This is a genomic window from Pseudomonas sp. LS_2, from assembly GCF_042709235.1.
GTDB lineage: Bacteria > Pseudomonadota > Gammaproteobacteria > Pseudomonadales > Pseudomonadaceae > Aquipseudomonas.
Genome location: NZ_JAVAYC010000007.1, coordinates 180,812 through 206,518, shown reverse-complemented (window position 1 = coordinate 206,518; position 25,707 = coordinate 180,812). Strand labels below are relative to the sequence as shown.

The following is a 25,707-nucleotide window of genomic DNA, read 5'->3' as shown; positions in this document are numbered from 1 at the left end:
GGGGTAGCGCCAGCCTCAGTTGCCCGTCTGCGCAAGCCGTTGCAACTCACGCCGTACCATGGCCGCGAACGGCGCCGGCTTGAGCTGGTAAAGCTCGCCGGCCACCCAGCTGAGCCAAGCACCCTGCAATTGTTCACGCCGCGCCAGCAAGCGCTCTGCCTGGGCAAGCGCCTCGGCATGGTGCTGGCGATGAAAGGCCTCGCGGCCACGTTCGCCAATCACTCGCTGGCCTTGAAGGTGGTCAACTCGCCTTTACGCCATTTGGCGACCTTGCCAGTCACCGCCTTGAGCAACTTGCCCAGCCCCTGCGCCACCTGCTCGCGCGCGGCAAATACCAACATGACGCCGTGACCATCACGAAACACGATGCCGTCGCCTTCGGGTACCGAGACAAAGGCATAGTCACCAACGCCATAGACATTCAACTTGATCTCGCGAAAGCGCAGCTCCAGCTTGCCGCCTTCACGGCTCGGCAGTACCGCTGCCCGGAAGTGGTCGCCCACCTTCAGCTCCAGGCGCTGCTTGTCATCGACCACCAGCGCGCTGTCGGTGTCGATTTCGGCCATGTACAAGCCTTCAGGGTTCTGCTCGGTGACATAGATGAAACGGCCGTGGAACAACTTGACCAACCTGGCCCGCAAATCGCCCAGGGCGAACAGGGCATGGGTATCCAACGTACTGACTGCCAATGAAAGATCCTCAAACCGGTTAAACCCCCCGTCGCCAGGCGCCGACAGACGCAGGCCAACGGTTCGCTCAATGCGAAACCCAGAAAGGTTAATGAAACGCTGTACGAAGCGTCTGCGGAGGTTGGCGATGCAACAAACAGGAAAAGTGATTCCGGCTTGCCAGCCAGACCTCTCGACAGTTTCAGGCTCGGACCCCAATGGGGAAGCGCAGGCACCCTGAACCGTCGGAAAACATCCGGCAGATAACGTCAGGCCCAAGGGACAGGCAGGGCCCCGTTATTCAACCGCAGATTGCAAGAGGACGAATATGCCCGAAAACAACGAAAGCCGTCGAGAGGCGATACGTATTTCTTGCACATAAGACGTTACAAACATTCCGCCGCACCACCGTGGAAAACGCGAAAGGCCCCAGGAATCACTTCCTGGGGCCTTCTGCCGAGTTCGCGTGTCAGATCTGCCGCTGGTGGCGATCGAGCTGCTCGTGGCGCTCCTGGGCTTCGATGCAGTACTTGGTGGTCGGGCTGATCAACAGGCGCTTCAGGCCGATCGGCTCGCCGCTGTCGTCGCACCAGCCGAAGCTTTCGTCGCCAATGCGGTCCAGGGCCATCTCCAGTTGCGGCAGCAGGCGCTGGTCACGCTCGATGGCATTGACCAACCAGGTGCGCTCTTCCTCGACCGACGCCACATCAGCGGGGTCCGATGGGCTGTCCAGGCTCTCGATGGAGTTGCGGCTGAGTTCGATGCGCTCGTGCGTTTGGACTTTCATCTCTTGCAGCAGCTTGGTGAAGAACGCGAGCTGTTCTGCGTTCATGTAGTCATCGGCCGACATGGCCAGCAACTGTTCCTTGGTCATCGATTTCTCTATGAAAAATGTGCATTTGGGCGATTCGGGAGCCGTCAGCGAACAGGCGCCGCCGGCGGAATTCTTCAAGCGCCAACCGGCACTCTTTTACAGGGGGCGGAAGTCTAAGTCGCCACGCGGCATGGGGCAACCTAAATGACGGAGGAATTGACCGAAACCACCAGGAATCCGCCCGTCGGCGCCATTGCGCCTCTCCCAGTACAGGCAGCGGCGCAGTGCCCTAATATGCCGCAACTGCCGCCACCTCGCCAGTCTGCACGGATGTGCCGGTTGCCAGAAGGTGGCAGGCCGCTACCACCCATGCCCACGCGCCGAGGTGCCTGATGCGTTTTTGCACATCGGAGGCCAGGACATGGACCTGCATCAGAACATCGCCGCATTCACCCGTCTGGACTGCGTAGTCGCCCGGCGTTTCAAGGGCCGCCCCCTACTGTCCCAAAGCGCCAGCGACCTGCTCATCGAGCAATGGCACGCGCGCCACTTCGACAACGCGCTTGACCCAACCACCCTCTGGCTGGTCAGCCAAGGCCCTCAGGGCGCCCCGGCCTGGCTGCGAAGGTTGCCCGCCGCGCTGATCGAGCGCTACTGCCTGCGCGCAACGCTCAACCTCACGCCTGGGGAAGACTTCATCAGCCAGCGCGACGACGGCGACCCGGCCGGCGCAGTGGTCATCGACTTGCAGGCGATCGAATTGCTGATAAACGAATGCGGGCCCCTATTGCTGGAACGCTACCTGCAAGACCTGGCGGCCTACTGGAGCAGTTCCGACCTCAGTGGCCAAACGCCCTGGCAATGGTATGCCCAGTTCCTGCAGCGCCAATTCGCCACGGCGCTCGACATCCGTAGCAAGGACCACGGGCTCACGCCCCTGCAGATGGAAACGGCAGGCCACCTGAGAAACAGCGCCACCGCAGCCCCGCCAGGCACGCAGATGCCCTCGATCGCCCTGCTCAGCACCGATTTGTCGGCCAGTGCCAATATCGACATCGACCTGGCCAGCGCGCTGTTGATCGAGCGGGCAGCCCACTCCGATGGGCCTTCCGTGACATTGCTATACACCCTGCAGGGCAAGCTTCTGGCCTTCCCGTCGCGCCTGACCCTGCTCGGCATATTGGGACGGCTTTGGCCTCGGACACAGGTTCCCGTCGACCGCGAGGTGCACCTGGTCCCGCTCAACGACGGGTGGTTCCAGGCGCAGGCGCTGCAAATGCTGCACCAGCAAATACAGGTCGCCCGGGTCATCGCCGATGGCTACCAGCAACAGGACCAGGCAGCACTGCTTAGCCAGGACCTGGACCGCCTGACGTCGATGGTCGAACTGTGCGACCGTGAAGAGCGTACCCAGCGCCAACGCTTGAGCGAGCACCTTCCCGACTGGTTGCGCAACGCCGCGGCCAGCGACCAGCAGCTGTACGCAGGGATGCTGATCGACACCGCCCAGGGCTACCAGTCGTCGTCGGGCAGCGCCTGGCTGGACGGTGTCGAGACGGCGCAGGGCTTCGCCAACCGCCTGCTGACGCAACGCATGAGCGCCGACCATCCCGGCACCGTGCTGCTGCCCGAAGATGTGCGGGTACTTAACTTCCAGGTCACCGGCGCCGCCTCGGGACAGGACTCTCTGGTGATCAGCGGGGAGGAGCATCTGGTCGAGTACAGCCTGGCCGACATTGCCATCGGCAATATCGGCCTGCTCAGGCCAGGCAGGGTCGAGCTGCGCTCGCGCACAGACGCGCCCCTGCCGTCATGGATGAGCGAAACCTACCTTCGCACCCTGGCCAGCGAGCTGGACGTCGCCAGCGCCTACCCACGGATGCTGGAGGATAAACTGTTGAACGATCCCGACCAGAAACAGCGGCGACAGGAACTGCTCGGCACACAGCTGCGTTACCAGCTACCGGCCCTGGCCATGGAGCTGCATCTGCGGGGCGAAGGCCTGGACGAGCAGAGTGTGAAGCACCTCCAGCAAATACTGACCTGGCCTCAGCCACGCGATGAAAGCCGCTGGGTTATGCGTCCTCTCGGCCTGCTGCGGCGGCCCGACGCAAGCCCCGACCGGCCACTCAACACTTGGTTGTTCGAGGCGCTCCGGCCCGGCGCCGGCGCCTGCCTGCTGTACCGCCCACTGCATGCCCAGTCGCTGTTGCAGTTCGACGACCGTGTCGCGTTGCTCACCGCCCTCGCTACCCCAGGCGAGCTGCAGGACGATATCCTGCAACGCTTGCCCGAGGCGGATCGCAAGGTCTATGCCCACGGCGGCTTTCTCGAGCCCCACGTGTTCCATCCCCTGGACGACCCGTTCGCCGTACCGTTCGGCATTCCGCGCCCGGTGACCTTGAGCGTCGAGCCGGCCGAAGATGACATCGAAGAGGCGATCTACCTGGCCAGCATCCAGGAGTCCATCCAGCGCTTCCAGGCGCATGCCCACACCACCGCGCAAGCGCGCTGGGAAAGCTGGAAGGAACTGGGTTGGCTGTTGTTCAACACGCTGCTGCCACTGGGTGGCAGTACGCTGGGCAAGGTGGCCTGGTTGGTGCAGATGGAAGTCGCCCTGGCCGAATTCGTCGAGACCGACAGCATCCGTGACCCCGACGACCATCGCACCGCGCTGGTCAACCTGCTGGTGGACATCGCCCTGTTGCTGCTGTCCAACTTCACCTTGGAAAAGCCGCTGGAGGAAGGTGCCGAGCCTGCCTTGGCGCAGCAGGTCGTGATAGGACCCAAGCCACTCGAGTCTCCCCCCCTCCCGGTGACGGCCCTGCCATTGACAAGCCGGTTGGCACTCGACTGGGCCACCCCCACCCATACCTTGTCCGCCGCCCAGCAGGCTGCACTGGAGGCGCTGAGCGTCGATCGACTGCCGGGTGAGTTGGGTCCACCGATTCCCCACGGCCCGCTGGCGGGCTTGTACATGGCCGAGGATCAATGCTGGATCTACCTGCGAGGGAGGGTCTACAAAGTGCTGCTGGATGGGCTGAACGACCAGCCACGCATCATCGCCGACACCCCGCAAGGGACGCCTGGCCCCTGGCTGGTACGTGACGAGGCCGGCCGTTGGCAACTCGACCTGCACCTGCGCTTGCGTGGTGGCATGCCGAGCGGTTCACGCATCGCCAAGCTGCGCGAGGAGAGACGTCAGCGCATACAAGCGCTCGATGAGCAGATCCGCCAGGATTATGCCCAAGGCTTGGCGGCACTGGAGCGCATCAAGGTGCAAGTCGAACAGTTCGATGCCAACGTGTCAGACCGAGAACTGAGCACTCAGCGTGAAAGCGCCCAGGCTGCCGCTGCCCACTGGAAAAACCACTTGCAGCGCCTCAAGGAACGCAATGCCCTGGAACCGCTGGAAAAGTTCAAGCTCAGGCGGGCCAGCGCCCTTTGCCAGCATGCCTACAGCGAACAACTGGTCCATCTGGTGACACAACGTCGCTATGAACCCCGACGTGCACAACTCGAGCAGTTCCTGGCGCAATTCAAAGGCGAGAGCGGACGCCTCAAGGGGGACGTGAGCCAATATGAAGGCCAGATCTCGCCAGAGGACCTGAACGTGTACAAGACGCGCCTGGCCGCGCTGGCCTCGCTGCTGGACGACCAACTGCTCAACACCAAGGCCATGCTCCAGATCCGTCAGGAACTGGCGATGCTGTCCATCCGCGAACCGGCCAGTCTCAAGCATTCGATCGAGAAACTCCTCGGCGTCTTGCCCGAGGCAAATGCCCAGGAGCAACTGCACTACCGACGCCTGGACGTAAGCTTCAACCGCTTGTTCGCCCTGTACAGCACCGACGACGAGCCCGGCTCGCACTTCTTCTGGCTCAACCTGGCGAACAAGACCTACTACCGCGTCTACAGCCAGCGCAAACAACTGGCCGAGCTGGCCAACCCCAGCCAAGAGATAAGCGTACGCCTGCTCAGGGGTATCGATGACTGGCTGCGCGAGGCGAACCGCCAACTGCAGAATTTCGCCGCGCTGCTCGACGAAGCGCCGGCGCAAGAAATACTCGCCACGCTCAACGAAGACCTGGGCTTCATCCAGACCAGCGTGCGCAGCGAGTTGGCGCAATACCCGGACATTGCACCAACAGCCTCCTTCAAGCAACTGCGCCAGGAGGCCCCTGGGCTGATCGAGGTGGAGAACGAAGGCCTGCTGCTGGGCGTACCCAGCGCCGACGACGCGACCCTGGTGGTGATCCCCGACCACGACCCGAACCGGCCACCGAGGACCTTTCGTCAGCAAGACGCCGCCTGGGTTGAGCTGCCAATACCCCACACCGCCCCGCGGCACGCCAAGACCAAGCTCAAGCACTTGCTCAAGGACAGCGAGCAGCTCATGGCCCGGGCGCGACAGGCACTCGAACGCCTGGCACGTCAGCCCAACGACAGCTACCTGCCGGTGGAGATCCAGGAGCTACTGGCGTTCCAGCAACGCGACTTGCTCGAACGCTCACAAGCCATAGAGCGCCACCTGATTGCCGACAATGAAGTCGACGAAAACGCTGGCAGTCGTGATGCAGTGCTGACCAACCACAGGCTGGTCGAGCTGGCCGAACAGCTCGGGAGAGCCGGCATCGACCTGCGCATGGAGGCTGCACTGCGCCAGCCCCCCCGAATGGGCGAAGTGCAGTACCTGCTGGACAACCAACGGGTCACGGTGCATGCCCGCCCGCCTCGCACCAAGCTGGCGAAGATCAAGGGCCGCGCCGACGACTACCTGGACGAGTACGTCATCCGCCATCAAGGCCAGGACCTGTGGTACGCGCACTTCCACTACCCCGGTCCCGAGACGCCCAAGGACCAGTTCAGCGCGGGCCACCTGAAGACCCGCGCCCAGCGTCATGCCGCAGGAAGAACCCTGTTCGACCTCGCCACGGGCAAGGAGGTGGAGGTCTACCGAGCCCCCATCACCGTGGCTTCGGCCGTACGCTATTTTTTCACCGCCTGAACGAACGAGGGGCGCCGATATGGCGCCCCTCGTCGTCGTCCACGACTACCGTCAACGGTCCTTGAACTGCGCCTCGCGCTTGGCGACGAACGCCGCCATGCCTTCCTTCTGGTCCTCGGTGGCGAAGGCAGCGTGGAACACCCGGCGCTCGAAGCGCACCCCTTCGCTCAAGGTGACCTCGAAGGCGCGGTTGACGCTCTCCTTGACCATCATGCTTACCGGAATCGACTTGGCGGCAATGGTCGCGGCCACCTTCAGCGCTTCGTCCACCAGTTCGGCCTGCGGCACCACGCGCGCCACCAGGCCTGCGCGCTCGGCTTCCTCGGCGCCCATCAGGCGGCCGGTCAGGCACAGCTCCATGGCCTTGGCCTTACCCACCGCCCGGGTCAGGCGCTGGGTGCCGCCCATGCCCGGCAGCACGCCCAGGTTGATTTCCGGCTGGCCGAACTTGGCATTGTCGGCAGCGAGGATGAAATCACACATCATCGCCAGCTCGCAGCCTCCGCCCAGGGCGAAACCAGACACCGCCGCGATGATCGGCTTGCGCCGAGTGGCGATACGGTCGGCATCGCTGAACAGATCTTCTACATAGATCTGCGGGTATTGCAGCTCGGCCATTTCCTTAATGTCGGCGCCGGCGGCGAAGGCCTTGGCCGAACCGGTGAGCACTACGCAGCCGATGTTCGGATCGCGCTCGAGCTGGTCCAGCGCCTGGTTGATCTCGCCGACGATCTGCGCGTTCAGCGCATTGAGCGCCTGCGGACGATTGAGGGTGATCAGGCCGACCTTGCCGTGGATATCCAGCAGGATTGTTTCGAATGCCATGCAAGCTGCTCCTTCAAAGGTTGCGCGCAATGACCATGCGCTGAATGTCGCTGGTGCCTTCGTAGATCTGGCAGACCCTGACGTCGCGGTAGATCCGCTCCAGCGGGAAGTCCTTCAGATAGCCATAACCGCCAAGCGTCTGCAAGGCGTCCGAACAGACCTTTTCGGCCATTTCCGAGGCGAACAGCTTGGCCATCGAGGCCTCCGTCAGTGCCGGGCGCCCGGCATCGCGCAAGGCAGCGGCGTGCAACACCATCTGCCGGGCCACGGCGATGCGCGTGGCCATGTCGGCCAGGCGAAACGCCACGGCCTGGTGTTCGATCAGGGGCTTGCCGAAGCTCTGGCGTTCGTTGGCATAGTCGCGGGCGACTTCGAAGGCTGCGCGGGCCATGCCCACCGCCTGCGAGGCGATGCCGATGCGCCCGCCCTCAAGGTTGGCCAGGGCGATCTTGTAGCCCTGCCCCTCCTCGCCCAGGCGGTTGGCCAGCGGCACGCGCACATTTTCGAAAACGATCTGGCAGGTGTCGGAGGCGTGCTGGCCGAGCTTGTCCTCGACCCGTGCCACTTGGTAGCCGGGCGAATCGGTGGGCACGATGAAAGCACTGATGCCACGCTTGCCGGCGTCCGGGTCGGTGACGGCGAAGACGATCACCACCCCGGCGTTCTGCCCGGAGGTAATGAACTGCTTGCTGCCATTGAGCACGTAGTGGTCGCCCTCCAGCCGCGCGCGGGTCTTCAGGCTGCTGGCATCGGAGCCGGCCTGGGGCTCGGTGAGGGCAAAGGCACCCAGCATCGCACCACTGGCCAGCGGCGCGAGGAACTGCGCCTTCTGCTGCTCGCTGCCGAACTTCAGGATCGGCACGCAGCCCACCGAGTTGTGCACGCTCATGATGGTCGAACAGGCGCCGTCACCGGCCGCAATCTCCTCCAGGGCCATGGCGTAGGCCACATAGCCGGTGTCGCTGCCGCCGTACTGCTCCGGCACCAGCATGCCAAACAGACCAAGCCCGGCCATTTCCTCGATGGCCTCGCGGGGGAAGCGGTGCTCCTGGTCCCATTGCTCGGCGAAAGGCTTCAGGCGCTCCTGGGCGAAGTCGCGCACCGCATCGGCGATCTGTTGTTGCTCGTCAGATACCAGCATGGTTCACCTCAGTACAGGCACTCGACCGCCATCGCCGTGGCCTCGCCACCGCCGATGCAGATGGCCGCCACGCCGCGGCGCAGGTTGTTCTGGCGCAGGGCCGATAGCAGGGTCACCAGGATGCGCGCGCCGGAAGCGCCGATCGGATGGCCCAGGGCGCAGGCACCGCCGTGGATATTGACTTTGTCGTGGGGCAGATCCAGTTGCTTCATGGCCGCCAGGGTGACCACGGCAAAGGCTTCGTTGATCTCGAACAGGTCGACCTCGGCCAGGCTCCAGCCGGTACGCTGCATCAACTTGTCGATGGCGCCGATGGGCGCTGTGGGGAACAGTGCCGGGGCGTCGGCGAAGGCCGCGTGGCCGTGGATCAGCGCCAGGGGTTTGAGGCCACGCTTGCGGGCTTCGGAACGGCGCATCAATACCAGCGCGGCGGCGCCGTCGGAGATGGAGCTGGAGTTGGCCGCAGTGACGCTACCGCCTTCGCGGAAGGCCGGCTTGAGCTGCGCAATCTTGTCCAGGCGCGCCTTGGGCGGCTGCTCGTCATCCTTGACGATGCGCGTCTGCTTGCCCTCGGTGACTTCCACGGGGACGATCTCCGCGGCGAAGCGGCCGTTGACGATCGCCTCCTGCGCACGGGTCAACGAGGCGATGGCGAAGGCGTCCTGCGCCTCGCGGCTGAAGGCGCCGGCCTGGGCGCAGTCTTCGGCGAAGGTGCCCATCAGGCGGCCCTTGTCGTAGGCGTCTTCCAGGCCATCCATGAACATGTGGTCGACGAGCTTGCCGTGGCCCATGCGGTAGCCGCCACGGGCCTTGTCCAGCAGGTACGGGGCGTTGGTCATGCTTTCCATGCCACCGGCGACAATGACCTCGGCACTGCCGGCCAGCAGTTGGTCATGGGCCATGATCGCCGCCTGCATGCCCGAGCCGCACATCTTGTTGAGGGTGGTGCAGGTGGTCGTCTTGTCCAGCCCGGCGCCCAGGGCAGCCTGCCGCGCCGGGGCCTGGCCGAGGCCGGCGGGCAGTACGCAACCGAACAGCACCTGTTCGACGCTAGCGGCCTCGATGCCGGCACGCTCGACCGCGGCGCGAATGGCCGCTGCGCCCAACTGCGGCGCGGTGAGGCTTTTGAGGTCGCCCTGCAACCCGCCCATGGGCGTGCGTACGGCACTGACGATAACGATTGGATCGTTGGCAAGGGTCATGTTCGCTTCTCCTTACTTGGCAGCCATGCGCAGCGCACCGTCGAGGCGGATCACCTCGCCGTTGAGCATGCTGTTCTCGATGATATGGCGGGCAAGCGCGGCATACTCCTGCGGGCGCCCCAGACGGGGCGGAAACGGCACCCCGGCGCCCAGCGAGTCGCGCACTTCCTGGGGCAGGCCGGCCATCATCGGTGTTTCGAAAATGCCGGGGGCGATGGTCATCACACGAATGCCGAAGCGCGCCAGCTCACGGGCCGCCGGCAGGGTCAGGCTGGCGATCGCGCCCTTGGAAGCGGCGTAGGCGGCCTGGCCGATCTGCCCGTCGTAGGCGGCGATGGACGCGGTATTGATGATGATCCCGCGCTCGCCGCCCTCATCGGCGGAGCCCTCGGCCATGGCCGCAGCGGCCAGGCGCAGCAGGTTGAAGCTACCGATCAGGTTGACGTTGATGACCTTGGCAAAGCTGCCCAGGGCGTGCGGACCCTGCTTGCCCAGCACCTTCTCGGCACCGACGATGCCTGCGCAGTTGACCAGCCCGTGCAGGCTGCCGAACGCCGCCATGGCCGCGTCGACGGCGGCCTGCGCGGCGCTTTCGTCACTGATGTCGGCGACTGCGAAACGGGCCTTGGCGCCCAGCTCGCGGGCCTTGGCCTCGACGGCCTGGGCATTGAGATCGACCAGCATCACGCAGGCGCCGGCCTCGATGAGCATCTGTGCGGTGGCGGCGCCAAGCCCGGAGGCGGCGCCGCTGACGATGAAGTGTTTGTCATGGATGTGCATGGGTGGTTTTCCTTCAGGCACAGGCAGCCGGGTCGGCCAGTTGGCTGACACGTTCGGCTGGGTGGGAATAGACCGGGGTCGTGCGGCGCGGGCGCACAGGATCGCTGCTTGCAGGGATGAAGAAATGGGCAGCCTCGATATCGGCGCGCATCGTCAGACTCCTGGCTTCTTGTTGTTGGAGTTCCATGGGTCTGACGATGTTCGCGCCGGACGGCTCATCCGGCAATGGCCAAAGCTGTCAATCGGTCTGAGCGGATTCGCCGCTCACCAGCGTCTCTCCAGCCTTGGTCCTGCCCAGTGCCTGGCGGGTCAGTTGCAGGAACAGGTCGTGCTCGCGCTGCTCGCGTCGACTTTTCAGGAGATCCCACTGGCGCAGGTACGCGTCACTGGTGAGGGTCGCCTGGCTTGCCTCGAGCGCGTCCTGCTCAGGCTCCAGGTCCGTGAGCACGGCTGCGAAAAGGCCCGCGTGGCGCTTCTCCAGGTAGGTGCGCCAGAAATCACGCCCCGCGATGCTATCGGCCAACGCATCGCTGGCCTCACTTGCCGTGACCGCCAGCAGCGCCGCATCCCGGCGTGCGTCGGTGATGCCTGCAAGACTGGTGAAGCGCATGGTCTTCGGCTGGCAGGGAAGATCCAGCGCCGGGGCCAAGGCAATGCGGTAGCCAATCACCACCTCCAGCACGTCGACAGGCGCTGCCTCGCGCCTGCCCACCGCATCCGCCAAGGCCAGCTGTTCCAACTGCTCCAGGCGAAACAGCTGGCGTGCCAACTGCAACAGCGCATCGCCTTGCTGGCCTTTGGCAGCGTGCAGGTTGGCCTGGTGTACTAGCCGCTGCACCAGCAAGCGGCTGAAACGGTCGGCGACGCGGTCGACACAGTCGTCAGCCTCGCTCGAGTCGGCGAAGACCAGCTCGCGCAAGGCAGCGTCTTCATCGAGCGCGCGCAGCAGCTCCCACAACTGCCCAGCCAGGTAGTCGCTGGCCGCAGTGAAATCGCTGGTCTTGGTCAACTCCGCCAACAGCTTGAACAACTCGCCTCCCCCCTGCTTGGCCGCCAGGCGTGTCCACAGGGCGCGGTTGCTCTCGTGCTCGGCCTCGGGAGTGAGTGCGACCCAGCGCGCCTGGACGCCTTGTACCTCGCTGCTCGCCACTGCCGGGTGACGGTGCGGGCCGAGCCGGTAGAGGTCACGGCGTAACTGGGCCGGCAGCGCGTTGTGCTCCAGGCGCAAGCGGTAGCGAAACTCCACCGGCATCGCCAGCACCTCCTCCGGTACGCTCGAGATCTGGTTGCTGCTGAAATCGGCGAGGGACAACAAGCCGCAGTGATGCAGCCCGACAGGGGTGCTCTGCAACCGACAGCGGCTCATGTACAGACGTTGCAATTGCGGTATCTGGTCGAACCGCAGGCGCATCGTGCGAATTGGGTTGCGGCTCAGGTCCAACGTCGTCACTTGCCACAATCTCGCCAAGCGCCCTTCATCCGTATCGTCCATCTCGATGCGGTTTCCCGCCAGGCGCAGTTCGTCCAGGTGTTCGAGCTCGACCAGGCCCGGCGGTATCTCGACCAGTTGGTTGCCATTGAGGTTCAAGACCCGCACGTTGTCGAAGCTCGCCAGGAAACTCGCAGGTAGGTTGCGCAGGCCCATGCGGCACATCACCAAGCGGGTGATGTGCCCGAAGTCGACCCCGCCGGGCAACACCGGCAGCACCTCGACAGCACAATTGCTGACATCCAGGCCGCGGCCCGAGGTCTGGCCGTGGACATCGAAAAACTCCTCGCAGTGATAACGCCAGGCATTGCACAGGCGATGGGCGAACTCGCGTCGCGCCATGCGCAACGGCCCTGCAGCCGTTGCCTCCACCCAGGACATGACCGTACGCTCGAGCCGTACCAGCTCGTTTTCCTCGTGCAGTAGCGCCTGGAACGGCGATCGACCGTCCGGATCATGCTGCAGCTCCTGCACCTTGGCTTCGATCTGTGTATCGGTCAACGTCGGGTACAGCGCACGTACCCGCTGCCTGAGCACCCCGGTGGCGTCGCTTGCTCTGCCGCGGGAGGCGCCACCGCCCAGCCGGTAGCCGACGCGACCGTCTGGCAGGCGCTGGCCTGGGTTGAACCAGGGCGTGCGTGACGATCGCCAGCCCAAGCGCTTCAACAGCTCGCTGCGCTGACCCGGCAGTCGCGCCACCAGGGCCTGGCGCAATGACCGCGCCGAATCGCCCGGGTCCAGGGCCATGGCGGCCCGGCTGGCATCGTCGAGCAACGCAACCACGGCCTCGAATATCCCCTGTGGCGTCAGCACCTCCTCCTCGCGCTCATGCCCTTGCGTGTCGTACAGCCGGAACTGCCCATCACGCCGTACCAGCACCACCTGCGCATCGGGTGCGCCCTGCGGGTCGATGATCGCCAGGCGTCGACCAAACTCGCTGCCTTGGCGCAATTCGAGGTTGAGGCGGCTCGGCCAGTGCTGCAGCCGTCCGAGCTGCGCAAGCACCAACTCGCCCGTGGTGTCGGAATAGGCGCTTTGCAGGTACAGCCCCTCCAGGCCACGGTTGAGCCGTGCCAACTCCAGCAACGAACGGGCACGGGTAGCGATCGAGTAAGGCACCCGAGACTCGAGCCTGGCCATTGCCAGCAGTTCTGGCTCGGCACCGCGCACCACTTCTTCGACATAGGCGTCCGGCAAGCCGGGGAAGTCGCGCTTGACCAGCACGAACAAGGGGTTGTCAGGCGGCGTGATGCGCGCCAGGTGCTCCAGCAGCTCGCCTTGCAACTGGCCTCGACGCTCCTGCAACCAGAGCGCGGCGGCGCGGGCATCCTGGTTCGGTACGCCAGAGCGCGTCTGGCACCACCGCAGCACTTCGGTATCGGTCAAGGTCGCATCCGCTGCCTGGAGTTGCTCGAACAGCGTGGCGATTCGTGCGTCGGCTTCGAAGCGGCGCAGGGTATCGCGCAGGTTCACCGGCGCCGGGCGGTTCTCCACGAGGATGCCGCGCAGTTCATCCTGGTCGAGCCCCGCCACCGTCAGTATCTGTTCGGCACGCTCGGCATCCAGGGCGGGCTGGTGGGGCCACAACCGATCGAGCATGGCACACGTATCGTCCCACTCCACCGGGCGCTCCAGGCACACGCGCCAGAAGCGCTCGCCATTGTGCTCGAGACGCGGGCCGAACGCCTGTTCATCGCCCGGGTGACGCAGTCGCCACGCCTTGCCCGGTGCCTCTTGGGCGGCCTCGTAGTAACGCCTGTCGATACGCAGGTAGTAGCGCCCGCCGGCCTTGAACAAACCATTGTCCTGGCGCAGCGGCTGCTCGGGCATTACCTCGTAGGCTTGCAGGTCGGCGCTCCACAGGCGCTGCTTGTCGTCCTCCAGCGTGACCGGTTCAAGCGCATCGACGAACGTGCTCCCGGTGAAGGCACGTGCGACCAACGTGCCCACGGCCACCGTACCGGCAGCGGCGGCTACAGTCCTGGCCACCTCGAGCATGTGCCCCAGCGCTTCGTGCTGATGGCCTTCGTGCCAGTCCACCACCCCCGCATAGACCTCACCCAGGGTGTCGACCAGCATCTCGGCGAACAGCACTACGCCGATCGTCGGCACGGCCAGGCCCGCCAGGCCTAGCACCGTCAGGCCCACACCCTCCCAGAGCCTCAGGCGCTCCTCGGCGGCCTGGCGGTCGGCATCGGCCGAAGGCACCAACAACGCGCGACCGTCTTCCTTGAACCGCGCCACCTGGGCTCGCGCCAGGGCATCGAACACGTTCGCGCCGACCGACGTGCTGTCAGGCTTCAGGTCAGGGTGGTCGTCGAGCAGGCGCTTGCTCAGGGTAGTGCGGAACGTTGGCCGGTCATGCAGGCGAACGGCGTCGTACCAGCTTTGCAGGAAGGGTCGGTCGAGCAATGCCACCGACAGGTGGCTGGTCATCCGGCCAAGGGTTTCGAAACAGCGTATCGGTTGCCCATGGTCCAGAGGCAGGTACAGCACCACACCGGCGTCATCCCCGCTGGCGTTGCGCAAGCGGATCAACAGCGCATTGGCGATGGTGCACCCCAGCAAGGTCAACTGCCCGGCCTCGGCACGCAGGGTTGGGGGCGAGTCATCAGCCCGACGGCCACTCAAGGCCATCAGCGCGGCATGTTCGTCCGCCCCCAGATGCGCCTGCATCAAGGCCCGCTGGCAGGCCACCGCGAAGCCTGTGCGATGGTGGTCGGCCAGCAGCGCCAGCGTGGCGTCCGGGAACTGGCGATCAAGCAGCTCCTGGTACTGCTGGCCCGCATCCAGCGCCCGACAGCGCTCGGCGAATGCGCCTGGGGCGCCGGACAACACCCGGGTGCTACCAGGCAGCACCACGCCGGTGCCTTCGAAGAACGAACTGCTCGCAGCGAAGCCCTGCATCAAGCGCAATACCGCAGGAAAGCGCAGTTCATGGCGGACCGGCTCGGGAATGGACACGCTGGGCGGTGCGCCGTAGCGAATTTCCAGCCATTGCAAGGTGTCGGGGGCATGTGCGCCGAGGTCCAGCGTGTCCAGTATCGGCTGGAAAACCTGGCTGGCGAACTGCTGCGGCGACAGTAGCCCGCGGGTGGCTTCGGCCACGCGCTTGCCACTGACCTGATGGGCCTTCAGGCAAGCGCTGAAGGTGTCGATCTGCGGCACGCTGGCATGCCTGAGCCAGCCTGGCAATTGGGCAGCGATGAAGGCGTCGGTGACGGATTTGGCATCAGGCACCGCCACAGGCGGCTTGATTGTGGCTTTCTCGGTCATGGTACGGGCGTCCTGCGCTGGGAAGGGCGCTCGACACTAGTCAGTCGTCCGGCCGACTTTCAGAGGGAAGTGACACTGCCTGCGCCAAGACCGCCTCTTGCAGGATCAGGCTGCGGTAATGCCCAGGGTTGCAACCGAACCACTTCCTGAAGGCCTTGTAGAACGAGCTGCCATCGGCGAACCCAAGGCGCTCGGCGATCTGCGCGAGGCTGGCGTCCGCCTGGGCCAGCCAGGCAATCGCCAGCTCCCGGCGTACGCTGTCCTTCAACCCTTGGTAGCTCTGGGCTTCTTCGGCCAGGCGCCGGCGCAGGGTCGAGGCGGACATATGCAGGCCGCGCGCCAGGCCTTCGGCATCCGGCCAACGAGCGGGGTCGATGGCGCCAAGCTGGCGACGAATGCGCCGGGCAAGGCTTGCGGGGTCGCGGTATTTCACCAGGATATTGGCTGGCGCACCGGCCAGAAAACGCTGCAACTCCTCAGGGGTGCGGCGCAGCGGTACATCGAGGCAATCGGCGGCAAAGATCATGCGGGTACGTGGGCGGTCGAACTGCAGGTTCTCGGAAAACATCACCCGGTAGTCGTCGCAGAACGGTGGCTCGGTGCAGCGCAGCTCGATGGCCAGGATGGGAATGCGTCGCCCGGCCAGCCAGCAGGCCAGGCCGTGCACCAGCATCCAGAAGGTGAAATAGGTGAATGCGCGGCGCGGTTGTTCCCGAGGCTCGCCGATGACGATCTCGGCCAAGCTCTGCTGACGCACCAGGCTCGGTTGCAGGTCTTCGAGCATCAGCGCCAGGAAGCCGAGCGCGGTTTCCAGGCCCTGGCCCAAGGTGGGTTGCGCCATGCTCGCCCGGCACATGAACGCCAGGCTACCGTTACGCAGGCCGCGCGGGTCCATGGCGAAGAACTCATCGTTGCAACGACGCGCCAGCAAACGCCAGAGACGTGCATAGGCCTCGGCGCTTACACGGGCCTCGGGCAGGTCGACCTCGGCGCTGTCGATACCGGCACTCGCCAGCAGGTCGGTATCGACCTCACCGCCCGGGCAGGTTTGCAACAAGGCTTCGCGCACCAGTTGCATGGAGATGGTGTCTTTTTCGCTCATTGGCCACTCAAATTGCGTTGTGGCGGCCATCTTAGGGAGGCGGGGAAAAAATGCCAGCCTTGCAGGCGTGATCATCGGCCGGACCGCGCCCACACCCGCGCAGGCAAGACAGCGCCGTCAGACAGCCCGGTTGAGCTTCACCCAACTTGCGAAGCGATCGATGAAGCCTTGCAGGAACGGGCGGGTCTTGTCGCTGAGCTTGCCACTGTCGTCGAACAGTGCTGCTACCCCGCCAATATAGGCTTCGGGCATCTGCATGCATGGCATGTCGAGGAACACCAGCGACTGGCGCAGGGCATGGTTGGCGCCGAAACCACCGACAGCCCCCTGCGAAACGCTCGCCACCGCGGTCGGCTTGCCCCCCCAGGCGCTCTGCCCGTAGGGCCGCGAGCCGACATCGATGGCGTTCTTCAGGCACCCCGGTACCGAGCGGTTGTATTCCGGGGTCACGAACAACACCGCATCGCTACGGCGGATCTCGTCGCGAAAGCGCCTCCACGCCTCGGGAACCGCCTCGGCCTCGACATCCTCGTTGTACAACGGCAGGTCGCCGATCTCGACGATCTTCAAGGCGAGGCTGGACGGCGCCAGCTCGCTCAGGGCGCGGGCGACTTTGCGGTTGTAGGAATCCTTGCGCAAGCTGCCGACGACGACGGCTACGGAATAGACCTGGCTCATGGCGTGTGCAACCTCTAAGGGAAAAGGGAGAGTTGTAGTTATAGATGACCGATCCGCGATGCCGAGGTTTTTTTCCACCGGTAGGAAAACTTACTTCGGGCTTCGCTGGTCTATGACCTCAGAACAGTTCCCAAATATTTCAGAGGTTTCAACCCAAGATGGCAGCAGTAATGGTCGGCCAATTCCACGCCCGCGACGCCGAAGGCCGTGTCTACCCGGTGCATGAGTTCCAGGAATCCACCTTGCAGGCCGATGGCAGCATCAAGGGTTCGCCTGTCACCACCTATCGCCTGGCCATTGGCGACCGCGTCAACCACCTGGGCGAGGACCGCTTCGAGCTGGTCCAGAGTGGCGTGGAGATCATCCGCATCCCCTGAAGCAGCTCAGCCTGCCGATGGCTCGGTGAGCGTCTGCCACATCGCCGGAGCCCCCGCCGACTTGGCAATCGCCGCCAGGCGTTCGGCATGGGCCTCCAGTTCCTCGGCCGAAGCCAGCAGCACCGGCCCAGGTTGGCGTCCGACGATACGCCGGATCTCGCTGCCGCCACTGCCCTGCCCCGCGTCATCCTCGCCCCCATGCCCAGCCAGCGACAGGCTGGTCTGACCGCCGGTCATCGCCAGGTAAACGTCGGCCAGCAGTTCGGAGTCGAGCAAAGCGCCGTGCAGGTCACGGCCGGAGTTGTCGATGCCATAGCGTTTGCACAAGGCATCGAGGCTGTTGCGCTGGCCCGGGTGGCGGGCCCTGGCCATCATCAGGGTGTCGAGAATGGTGCAGTGCTGCGAGATGTCGGCGCGGTCGTGCTGGCCCAGCAGGGCGAACTCGTTGTTGATGAAGCCAACGTCGAACGCCGCGTTGTGGATGACCAGCTGCGCGCCCCGGATGTATTCGAAGAATTCCTCGGCTACATCGGCGAAACGCGGCTTGCCGACCAGGAACGCATCGGTGATGCCGTGCACGCCGATCGCCCCTTCGTCGCTTTCGCGGTCAGGTTGCAGGTAGACGTGGAAATTGCGCCCGGTCAGGCGCCGGCCAATGACCTCGACGCAACCGATTTCGATGATCCGGTGGCCTTCGCTGACCGGCATACCTGTGGTTTCGGTATCGAGGACGATCAGGCGTTTATCTTGCTGCTGCTCCACGCGGGCGGCTCCAACTGGCATCTGTGAAAAGGTCCGCAGTATACCTCAGCGCTTGCCACGCTGCTCATCGACACCACGGTTGGCCAACTGGTCGGCACGTTCGTTGCCCGCGTGGCCGATATGCCCGCGCACCCACTTCCAGGTGACCTTGTGGCGGTTGACCTGCTCGTCGAGCTGCTGCCACAGGTCGGCGTTCTTCACCGGCTCCTTGGCGGCGGTCTTCCAGCCGCGCTTCTTCCAGTTGGCCATCCACTCGGTGATGCCTTTCATCACGTACTGCGAGTCGGTGGTCAACACCACCTCGCATTCACGCTTGAGCGCCATCAGGCCCTGGATCGCGGCCATCAGTTCCATGCGGTTGTTGGTGGTTTCGCGCTCGCCACCCCACAACTCCTTCTCGACACCTTTGTAAACGATCAACGCACCCCAGCCGCCCAGGCCAGGGTTGCCCTTGCAGGCACCATCGGTGTAGATCTCGACGCTTTCGCTCATGTACCGCCTTCGTTCGCTTGCAGGTTGTTCGAGGTGTATGGCGGGGGTCAGAGCTCACTGCGCCGACGATTGACCTTGGCCAGCGGCAGCGGCAGCAGCTTGCCCATCGGCTCGCGCCGCTCCTGGCGCAGGGGCCGCAGACCGACCACCATCTTGCGCGCCACCAGCAGGTAGACACCGCCACCGGAGGTCTGCCAGCCCCCGGCCATCCGCTCCCAGCCAGCCAGGCGCTGTTGCCAGACCGGCGAGGCAAGCGGCGGACGATAGCACCCGAAGCGGCGTTTCTCCAGCGCGAAGCCCAGCAGGTTGAGCCAGTCGCCCACCCGCGACGGCGAGATGCAACGCGCCTTGCGCAACACGCCGCGGCCGAAGAAGTGGCGCATGCCCCAGCTGCTCCAGGGGTTGATGCCGACGATCAGCAAATGCCCACCAGGGCGCACGGCACTGGCCGCTTCGCGCAGCAGGCCATGGGGCGACAGGCTGAAATCCAGGCCATGTTGCAGTACCACCACGTCGGCGGCGTGCTCCGACAGCGGCCAGGCCTGCTCCTCGCAGACGATCTCCACGCCCGGCAACGGCGCGCCGAGGCGCACGTTGCGCTGCACTTGCGGCGCGTTGGGCGGTGGCTCGGCGCAGGGGCCATAGTGCACCAGAAAGCCGCCGAAGAAACGCGCCAGCTCCTCGTCCAGCAGCCGTTCCTCTTCCTTGAGCATGAGTTGCCCGATCGGCCCGTTGAACCAGTCACGGGCCAGGCTTGTCAGCTCGATCCACTCCGGGTCGGCCTGGGCGAAAGCTTGGTCAGTCATTGCGCTCTCCGTGTGAAGGTTTATCCGGTCGCGCCATCACGGCTAAGATGCATTCATGTGCCACGCTTGGCGACTCGGATCCGCATCATGATACAGATCGTTGCCCTTCCCGCTTTTTCCGACAATTACATCTGGTTGTTACAGGATACTGCCAAGCACCGCTGCGCGGTGGTCGACCCCGGGGACGCAGGGCCGGCGCTGAAGTGGCTCGACCAACACCGCGGCTGGGTATTGGAGGACATCCTGATCACCCACCACCACAACGACCATGTCGGCGGCGTGCTGGCCCTCAAGCAAGCGACAGGCGCGCGGGTCTGCGGTCCGGCCGGAGAAAGCATCCCCTGCCGCGACGTGGCGCTGGATGACGGCGACGCGATCACGGTGCTGGGCCTGGAGTACCAGGTGTTCGCGGTGCCCGGTCATACCTTGGGCCACATCGCCTATTACACTGCGCAATCAGCCACGCCGCTACTGTTTAGTGGCGATACGCTGTTTGCCGCCGGCTGCGGCCGCCTGTTCGAAGGCACGCCCGAGCAGATGCACGCCTCCTTGCAACGCCTGGCAGCCCTGCCCGAGCAAACCCAGGTGTACTGCGCCCATGAATACACCTTGAGCAACCTGCGCTTCGCCAAGGCAGCAGACCCTGAAAACCCGCATGTTCTCCAGCGCTTCGACGACGTTACCCAGGCCAGGCGCGAAGATCGCATCACCTTGCCGTCGAGCATCGGCCTCGAGCGTCTCACCAACCCCTTTTTACGCACCGCTGAAATATCCGTTAAACAAAAAGCAGACGAATGGAAGGGACATTCCAACGACACCCAAGCCGCTGTTTTTGCTGCCTTGAGGTCTTGGAAGGACCGCTTCTGATAACCCCAAGATATATCGCACGCCTAGCTCAATGGTTGACCCGGCCGGGACCGGTTTCTAGAATCGCCCAACTTTTTTGCCCGGAAACGCTTCCCAGCCGATGTCTTCCCTCAGCCGCAGAACCTCTCATTCCGTCGCCCTGAGGCGCCTGGCGCACGCCAGTGCGCTGGCCCTGGCCGCCACCTTGGTGGGCTGCCAGAGCACCCCTCGGGTCGACGACTCCGAACAGGTTCGCGCGCAGAATTACCAGGCTCGGTTCAAGTACAAGCCCGCACCGCTGGCAGCCAAGCAAGCGGAGCAGGCGCCGCAGGATGTGTGGGAACGCATGCGCGGCGGTTTCACCCTGCAGGGCAGCATCGACGTCAACCCGCGCATCGAACAGCAGCGCCTGTGGTTCGCCAGCAACCCGTCGTTTCTCGAGACCGCTGGCGAACGCGGCAGCCTCTACCTGCACTACATCGTCGAGCGCCTCGAAGAACGCGACATGCCGCTGGAGCTGGCACTGCTGCCCGCCATCGAAAGCGCCTACAACCCGATGGCCTACTCCCACGCCCACGCGGTTGGCCTGTGGCAGTTCATTCCCTCCACCGGGCGTCACTTCAACCTGCGCCAGACCAACTTCTACGACGGTCGTCGCGACATCACCGCGTCGACCAACGCCGCGCTGGACTACCTGACCCGCCTGCACGACATGTTCAACGGCGACTGGCTGCTGGCCCTGGCGGCGTACAACGCTGGCGAAGGCACGGTCAGCCGGGCTATCGAGCGCAACGAGCGCCTGGGCCTGCCGACCGACTACTGGAACCTGCCGCTGCCCCAGGAAACCCGCGACTACGTGCCCAAGCTGCTGGCCCTGTCGCAAGTGGTCATGACCCCGCAGGCCTATGGCGTAAACCTCAGCCCGATCGCCAACGAACCCTACTTCGAGGCCGTTGCCATCAGCGACCGCCTCGACCTGTCGCGAGTCGCCGCCTTCGCCAATATCGACGAAGACGAACTGATCCAGCTCAACCCGGCTTTCAAGAAGCGCATGACCGTGGACGGCCCCCAGCAGTTGCTGGTGCCGACCGCCAAGGCGCAGCTGCTGTCCAGCAGCCTGTCCAACCTCAAGCCCGAGGAACTGGTCAGCCTGCAGCCGCAAAAGGCCGTGTTCGAAGCTGCCCTGGCCGAGGCCAAGGCGCCGGCTGCCGGCACTCGCAGCTACAAGGTCAAGCGTGGCGACAACCTGGGCAGCATCGCCAAGGCCAACCGGGTGTCGGTCAAGGACTTGCAGCGCTGGAACCGCATTCCCGGCAACCGCCTGCAAGTAGGCCAGGTGCTTGCCCTGCGCGGCGGCAACGCCCCCAGCGCCGCCGCCAACCGCGTTGCCGCGGCCAAGCAGCGCGCTACCCAGTACAAGGTGCGCAAGGGCGACTCCTACTACCTGGTCGCCAAGCGCTTCAATGTCGAGATGCAACACCTCAAGCGCTGGAACCCACGCAGCGGCAAGGCGCTCAAGCCAGGGCAAACCCTGACTGTCTACCTGGCGCACTGAGCCTAAAGCCTCTGCGCCACCCCTATAGGCGCGGGCTTGCCCGCGAATACCGGCCACGACGGTGCCATACACTGCGGTGAGGGGTTGCGGGCAAGCCCGCGCCTATAGGGGTTGCGTTGTTCCCGAAGCCTTCGCTCCCCCTTTTGAACGGTCCCTTTTTCCATCCCAGACAAGCTGTTACTGTACCCGGAACCTAGCCCAACGCCCGGACCGGATCGCCAACTTTGATACGCCCCCTGCTCCTGTCTCTGACCCTGGCCTTGAGCTTTCCCGCAGTCGCGATGGTGAGCGAAAGCCACGGCTACGCGCAGTTCGGTACGCTCAGGTACCCGGCCAGCTTCACCCACTTCGACTGGGTCAACCCGCAAGCCCCCAAGGGCGGAACCCTGCGGGCCATGGCGTTCGGTACCTTCGATACCCTCAACCCCTACACCTTCAAGGGCACCAGCCCCGTCAGCACGCCGAACTTCCAGCAATACGGCGTGAACGAGCTGAACGAAACGCTGATGGTCGGCACCGGCCAATACGACCCCTCCGGCGACGAGCCCACCTCCAGTTATGGGCTGATCGCCCGCTCGGTGGAGTACAGCGAGGACCGCAGCTGGGTGGTGTTCAACCTGCGCCCGCAAGCGCGCTTTCACGACGGGCACCCGATCACCTCGGCCGACGTTGCGTTCTCCTACCGCACCCTGCTCAAGGAAGGCCACCCGATCTACCGCACCAACCTGCAGGAAGTGCAGCGGGTGGACATTCTCGGCCCCTTGCGCATCCGCTTCGTCTTCAAGCGCGCCGGCAACCCGCTGTTGATCCTGCGTCTGGGCGAAATGCCGGTGCTGCCCAAGCACTATTGGCAAGGCCGCGACTTCAAGGCCACCACTTTCGAGCCACCGCTGGGCAGCGGCCCGTACCGCATCACCCAGGTACAACCGGGGCGGCGCCTGGTGTTCGAGCGGGTCAAGGACTACTGGGGCAAAGACCTGCCGGTGAACCGCGGCAAGTACAACTTCAACCGCGTCGAATACGAGTTCTACCGCGATGCCGTGGTGGCGTTCGAAGCATTCAAGGCCGGCGAATTCGATATCTACATCGAGCACCAGGCCAAGAACTGGGCCAACGGTTACAACTTCCCGGCCATCCGCCGGGGCGAGGTGATCAAGGCGCAGATCCCGCACCGCATTCCTACCCAGACCCAAGGCCTGTTCATGAACACCCGCCGGTCCACCTTCGGCGACCCGCGGGTACGCCAGGCACTGGGGCTGATGTTCGACTTCGAGTGGACCAACCGCACCCTGTTCAGCGGCGCCTACCGCCGCTCCACCAGCTACTACCCCAACAGCGAATTCACTGCCAGCGACCTGCCTATCGGCAAGGAGTGGTTGCTGCTGGCACCGCTGCGCGAACAACTCCCGGCGAAGCTGTTCACCGAGCCCTTCAAGGTCAGCCAGACCGATGGCAACGGCATCGGCCGCAACACTTTGCGCCAGGCCCTGGCGCTGTTCGCCGAGGCCGGGTGGAAGCTCGACGGCCAGCGCCTGGTCGACGCCAAGGGCCAGCAACTGCGCCTCGAGCTGCTTCTGGTGAACCCGAACCTTGAGCGCATTCTCCAGCCCTACATGGAGAACCTCGCCAGCATCGGCATCGACGCCCGCCTGCGCACGGTCGACCGCGCCCAGTACAAGCAGCGCCTGGACCACTTCGATTTCGACATGATCCTGATGACCCTGGGCCAGACCCTCAGTCCGGGGCTGGAGCAATGGCTGTACTTCCATTCCAGCCAAGCCTCGATCAACGGCAGCAAGAACTACGCAGGGGTCAAGGACCCAGTGGTCGACCACTTGCTCGACACCCTGCTCGCCGCGCAAAGCCGCGACGACCAGGTCGCCGCCACCCGCGCGCTGGACCGGGTGCTTTCGTGGCACTACTACATGATTCCCAACTGGTATCTCGACAATCACCGCCTGGCCTACCGCAACCGGTTCGCCTTCGTCACCACGCCGCCCTATACCCTGGGCCTGAACAGCTGGTGGCTAAAGTCTTCGGAGAAAGCCAAATGATGCCACTGCACCGCCTGGCCGCGGGCCTGCTGTTCGCCTGCCTGAGCCTGCCCGCGCTGGCCGCGCCGCAACATGCCCTGACGCTCTACGATGAGCCGCCCAAGTACCCGGCGAATTTCAAGCACTTCGACTACGCCAACCCCGACGCGCCCAAGGGCGGCACCTTCCGCCAGTCGCTGTACGGCAGCTTCGACAGCCTCAACCCCTACATCAGCAAGGGCGTGCCGCCCGACGACATCGGGCTGATCTACGACACCCTGACGCGCCACAGCCTGGACGAACCCTTCACCGAATACGGTCTGGTGGCCGGGAAGATCGAAAAAGCTCCCGACAACAGTTGGGTACGCTTCTACCTGCGCCCCGAAGCGCGCTTCCACGATGGCCACCCGATGCGCGCGGAGGACGTGGTGTTCACCTTCAACACCCTCCTCGAAAAAGGCGCCCCGCTGTACCGCGGCTACTATGGCGATGTCGCCGAGGTGGTGGCGCAGAACCCTCTTACCGTCTTGTTCAAGTTCAAGCACAAGAACAACCGCGAGTTGCCGCTGATCCTCGGCCAGCTACCGGTGCTGCCCAAGCATTTCTGGGAAGGCCGCGACTTCACCCGTGGCAGCCTGGAAGTGCCGCTGGGCAGCGGCCCGTACCGCATCAGTGAGGTCAAGGCGGGCCGCTCGATTCGCTTCGAGCGGGTCAAGGACTACTGGGGCAAGGACCTGGCGGTCAACCGCGGCATGTACAACTTCGACGTGATGAGCTACGACGCCTTTCGCGACAACACCGTCGCCCTCGAAGCGCTCAAGGCCGGGCAATTCGACTTCTGGCAGGAAATGGCCGCAAAGAACTGGGCCAACGCCTACAACGTACCGGCGGTACGCGAAGGTCGGCTGATCAAGGAAGAAATCCAGAACGGCAACCCTACCGGCATGCAGGGCTTCATCTTCAACCTGCGCCGCCCGGTGTTCCAGGACGTGCGCGTGCGCCAGGCGCTGAGCCTGCTGCTGGACTATGAATGGACCAACAAGCAGCTGTTCAGCGGCGCCTACACCCGTACCGACAGCTACTTCGAAAACTCCGAGATGGGCGCCACCGGCCTGCCGACCCCCGATGAGCTGAAGATCCTCGAGCCGCTGCGCGGCCAGATCCCCGAGCAGGTGTTCACCGAGGTGTTCGCCAACCCGGTCAGCGACGCCAGCGGCATGATTCGCGACCAGCAACGCAAGGCCTATCGCCTGTTGCAGGAGGCGGGCTGGAAAATCGTCGACGACAGGATGGTCGACGCCCAGGGCAAGCCCGTGGCCATCGAATTCCTGCTGGCCCAGCCCGAGTTCGAGCGGGTGCTGCTGCCGTTCAAGCGCAACCTCGCCGACCTCGGCATCGAACTGACCCTACGCCGGGTAGACGTGTCGCAGTACATCACCCGCCTGCGCTCGCGCGACTTCGACATGATCGTCGGCAACTTCCCGCAGTCCAACTCGCCCGGCAACGAGCAGCGCGAGTTCTGGACCACCACCGCCGCCGACAAATCCGGTAGCCGCAACTACATGGGCCTGCGCGACCCCGCCGTCGACCAACTGGTGGAACAGTTGATCAACGCCGACTCGCGCCAGAGCCTGGTCGCACATACCCGTGCCCTGGACCGCGTACTGCTGTGGGGCTACTACGTGATTCCCAACTGGCACATCAAGACCTGGCGCGTCGCCTACTGGAACCACATCGGTCACCCGAAGGTCTCCCCGAAGTACGACATCGGCATCAACACCTGGTGGATCAAGCCCGACGTCACCCCCGCGGTGAGCGAGCCAGCCACGCCGGCCCAGGACGAGGCGAACTGA

General features: G+C 64.6%; 20 protein-coding genes. 6 read left to right on the top strand and 14 right to left on the bottom strand.

All coding sequences use genetic code 11. The annotated features are described in order from the left end of the window. Positions 1 to 15: 15 nt before the first annotated feature. The 3 genes from RAC97_RS09220 to RAC97_RS09210 all read right to left on the bottom strand — a co-directional run bounded on the left by RAC97_RS09220 (position 16) and on the right by RAC97_RS09210 (position 1,542). On the bottom strand, positions 16 to 219 hold the full coding sequence (locus RAC97_RS09220; protein WP_375100665.1) for a hypothetical protein: 204 nt from the start codon (positions 217 to 219) through the stop codon (positions 16 to 18). Next, entirely contained in the window at positions 219 to 689 is a 471-nt protein-coding gene (locus RAC97_RS09215; RefSeq protein ID WP_375100642.1) for a hypothetical protein, read from the bottom strand. Before RAC97_RS09215 ends, RAC97_RS09220 begins: the two co-directional genes overlap by 1 nt. 448 nt (positions 690 to 1,137) lie before the next feature. Continuing rightward, positions 1,138 to 1,542 (bottom strand): TraR/DksA family transcriptional regulator, encoded by a 405-nt coding sequence (locus RAC97_RS09210; protein WP_375100641.1) that lies wholly within the window; start codon positions 1,540 to 1,542, stop codon positions 1,138 to 1,140. A gap of 361 nt (positions 1,543 to 1,903) precedes the next feature. Here RAC97_RS09210 and RAC97_RS09205 point away from each other — a divergent pair, with 361 nt between their 5' ends. Beyond that, positions 1,904 to 6,490, top strand: coding sequence for a hypothetical protein (locus RAC97_RS09205; RefSeq protein ID WP_375100640.1), 4,587 nt, complete (start codon positions 1,904 to 1,906; stop codon positions 6,488 to 6,490). Between the two features lie 51 nt (positions 6,491 to 6,541). Here RAC97_RS09205 and RAC97_RS09200 read toward each other — a convergent pair whose 3' ends face one another. From RAC97_RS09200 to RAC97_RS09165, 8 genes are all read right to left on the bottom strand, one after another. After that, positions 6,542 to 7,315, bottom strand: coding sequence for an enoyl-CoA hydratase (locus tag RAC97_RS09200; protein WP_375100639.1), 774 nt, complete (start codon positions 7,313 to 7,315; stop codon positions 6,542 to 6,544). 13 nt (positions 7,316 to 7,328) lie between these two features. After that, positions 7,329 to 8,456, bottom strand: coding sequence for an acyl-CoA dehydrogenase (locus RAC97_RS09195; protein ID WP_375100638.1), 1,128 nt, complete (start codon positions 8,454 to 8,456; stop codon positions 7,329 to 7,331). 8 nt (positions 8,457 to 8,464) lie between these two features. Further along, positions 8,465 to 9,658, bottom strand: a complete 1,194-nt coding sequence (locus tag RAC97_RS09190; protein WP_375100637.1) for an acetyl-CoA C-acyltransferase — start codon at positions 9,656 to 9,658, stop codon at positions 8,465 to 8,467. A 12-nt stretch (positions 9,659 to 9,670) separates the two neighbouring features. Continuing rightward, entirely contained in the window at positions 9,671 to 10,438 is a 768-nt protein-coding gene (locus tag RAC97_RS09185; protein WP_375100636.1) for an SDR family NAD(P)-dependent oxidoreductase, read from the bottom strand. Positions 10,439 to 10,451: 13 nt separating this feature from the next. Beyond that, positions 10,452 to 10,589: a hypothetical protein gene (locus RAC97_RS09180; protein WP_375100635.1), complete on the bottom strand. Its 138-nt coding sequence runs from the start codon at positions 10,587 to 10,589 to the stop codon at positions 10,452 to 10,454. 87 nt (positions 10,590 to 10,676) lie between these two features. Next, positions 10,677 to 15,203 (bottom strand): NEL-type E3 ubiquitin ligase domain-containing protein, encoded by a 4,527-nt coding sequence (locus tag RAC97_RS09175; protein WP_375100634.1) that lies wholly within the window; start codon positions 15,201 to 15,203, stop codon positions 10,677 to 10,679. A 40-nt stretch (positions 15,204 to 15,243) separates the two neighbouring features. After that, positions 15,244 to 16,305, bottom strand: coding sequence for an AraC family transcriptional regulator (locus tag RAC97_RS09170; RefSeq protein WP_375100633.1), 1,062 nt, complete (start codon positions 16,303 to 16,305; stop codon positions 15,244 to 15,246). A gap of 117 nt (positions 16,306 to 16,422) precedes the next feature. After that, the gene (locus tag RAC97_RS09165) at positions 16,423 to 16,983 is read right to left on the bottom strand and encodes an NADPH-dependent FMN reductase (RefSeq protein ID WP_375100632.1); all 561 of its coding nucleotides are present in this window, start codon (positions 16,981 to 16,983) and stop codon (positions 16,423 to 16,425) included. Between the two features lie 158 nt (positions 16,984 to 17,141). On the opposite strand from RAC97_RS09165, the gene RAC97_RS09160 reads away from it, so the two are divergent. Further along, positions 17,142 to 17,360: a hypothetical protein gene (locus tag RAC97_RS09160; protein WP_375100631.1), complete on the top strand. Its 219-nt coding sequence runs from the start codon at positions 17,142 to 17,144 to the stop codon at positions 17,358 to 17,360. A gap of 6 nt (positions 17,361 to 17,366) precedes the next feature. On the opposite strand, the gene dnaQ is transcribed toward RAC97_RS09160, so the two are convergent. Genes dnaQ through RAC97_RS09145 form a run of 3 tightly spaced genes read right to left on the bottom strand, consistent with a single transcriptional unit; the run spans position 17,367 to position 19,420 of the window. Continuing rightward, the gene (gene dnaQ / locus RAC97_RS09155; RefSeq protein ID WP_375100664.1) at positions 17,367 to 18,122 is read right to left on the bottom strand and encodes a DNA polymerase III subunit epsilon; all 756 of its coding nucleotides are present in this window, start codon (positions 18,120 to 18,122) and stop codon (positions 17,367 to 17,369) included. 45 nt (positions 18,123 to 18,167) lie between these two features. Beyond that, entirely contained in the window at positions 18,168 to 18,614 is a 447-nt protein-coding gene (gene rnhA / locus RAC97_RS09150) for a ribonuclease HI (protein WP_375100630.1), read from the bottom strand. 47 nt (positions 18,615 to 18,661) lie between these two features. After that, positions 18,662 to 19,420, bottom strand: coding sequence for a class I SAM-dependent methyltransferase (locus RAC97_RS09145; protein WP_375100629.1), 759 nt, complete (start codon positions 19,418 to 19,420; stop codon positions 18,662 to 18,664). A gap of 87 nt (positions 19,421 to 19,507) precedes the next feature. On the opposite strand from RAC97_RS09145, the gene gloB reads away from it, so the two are divergent. The 4 genes from gloB to RAC97_RS09125 all read left to right on the top strand — a co-directional run bounded on the left by gloB (position 19,508) and on the right by RAC97_RS09125 (position 25,707). Beyond that, positions 19,508 to 20,287: a hydroxyacylglutathione hydrolase gene (gloB, locus tag RAC97_RS09140; protein WP_375100628.1), complete on the top strand. Its 780-nt coding sequence runs from the start codon at positions 19,508 to 19,510 to the stop codon at positions 20,285 to 20,287. Positions 20,288 to 20,387: 100 nt separating this feature from the next. Then, complete coding sequence (locus RAC97_RS09135; RefSeq protein WP_375100627.1) at positions 20,388 to 21,821, top strand: transglycosylase SLT domain-containing protein; 1,434 nt, start codon at positions 20,388 to 20,390, stop codon at positions 21,819 to 21,821. Positions 21,822 to 22,048: 227 nt separating this feature from the next. After that, positions 22,049 to 23,875, top strand: a complete 1,827-nt coding sequence (locus tag RAC97_RS09130; RefSeq protein WP_375100663.1) for an extracellular solute-binding protein — start codon at positions 22,049 to 22,051, stop codon at positions 23,873 to 23,875. Beyond that, positions 23,872 to 25,707 carry an extracellular solute-binding protein gene (locus tag RAC97_RS09125; protein WP_375100626.1) on the top strand — a complete coding sequence of 612 codons (1,836 nt, stop codon included), beginning with the start codon at positions 23,872 to 23,874 and terminating at the stop codon, positions 25,705 to 25,707. Before RAC97_RS09130 ends, RAC97_RS09125 begins: the two co-directional genes overlap by 4 nt.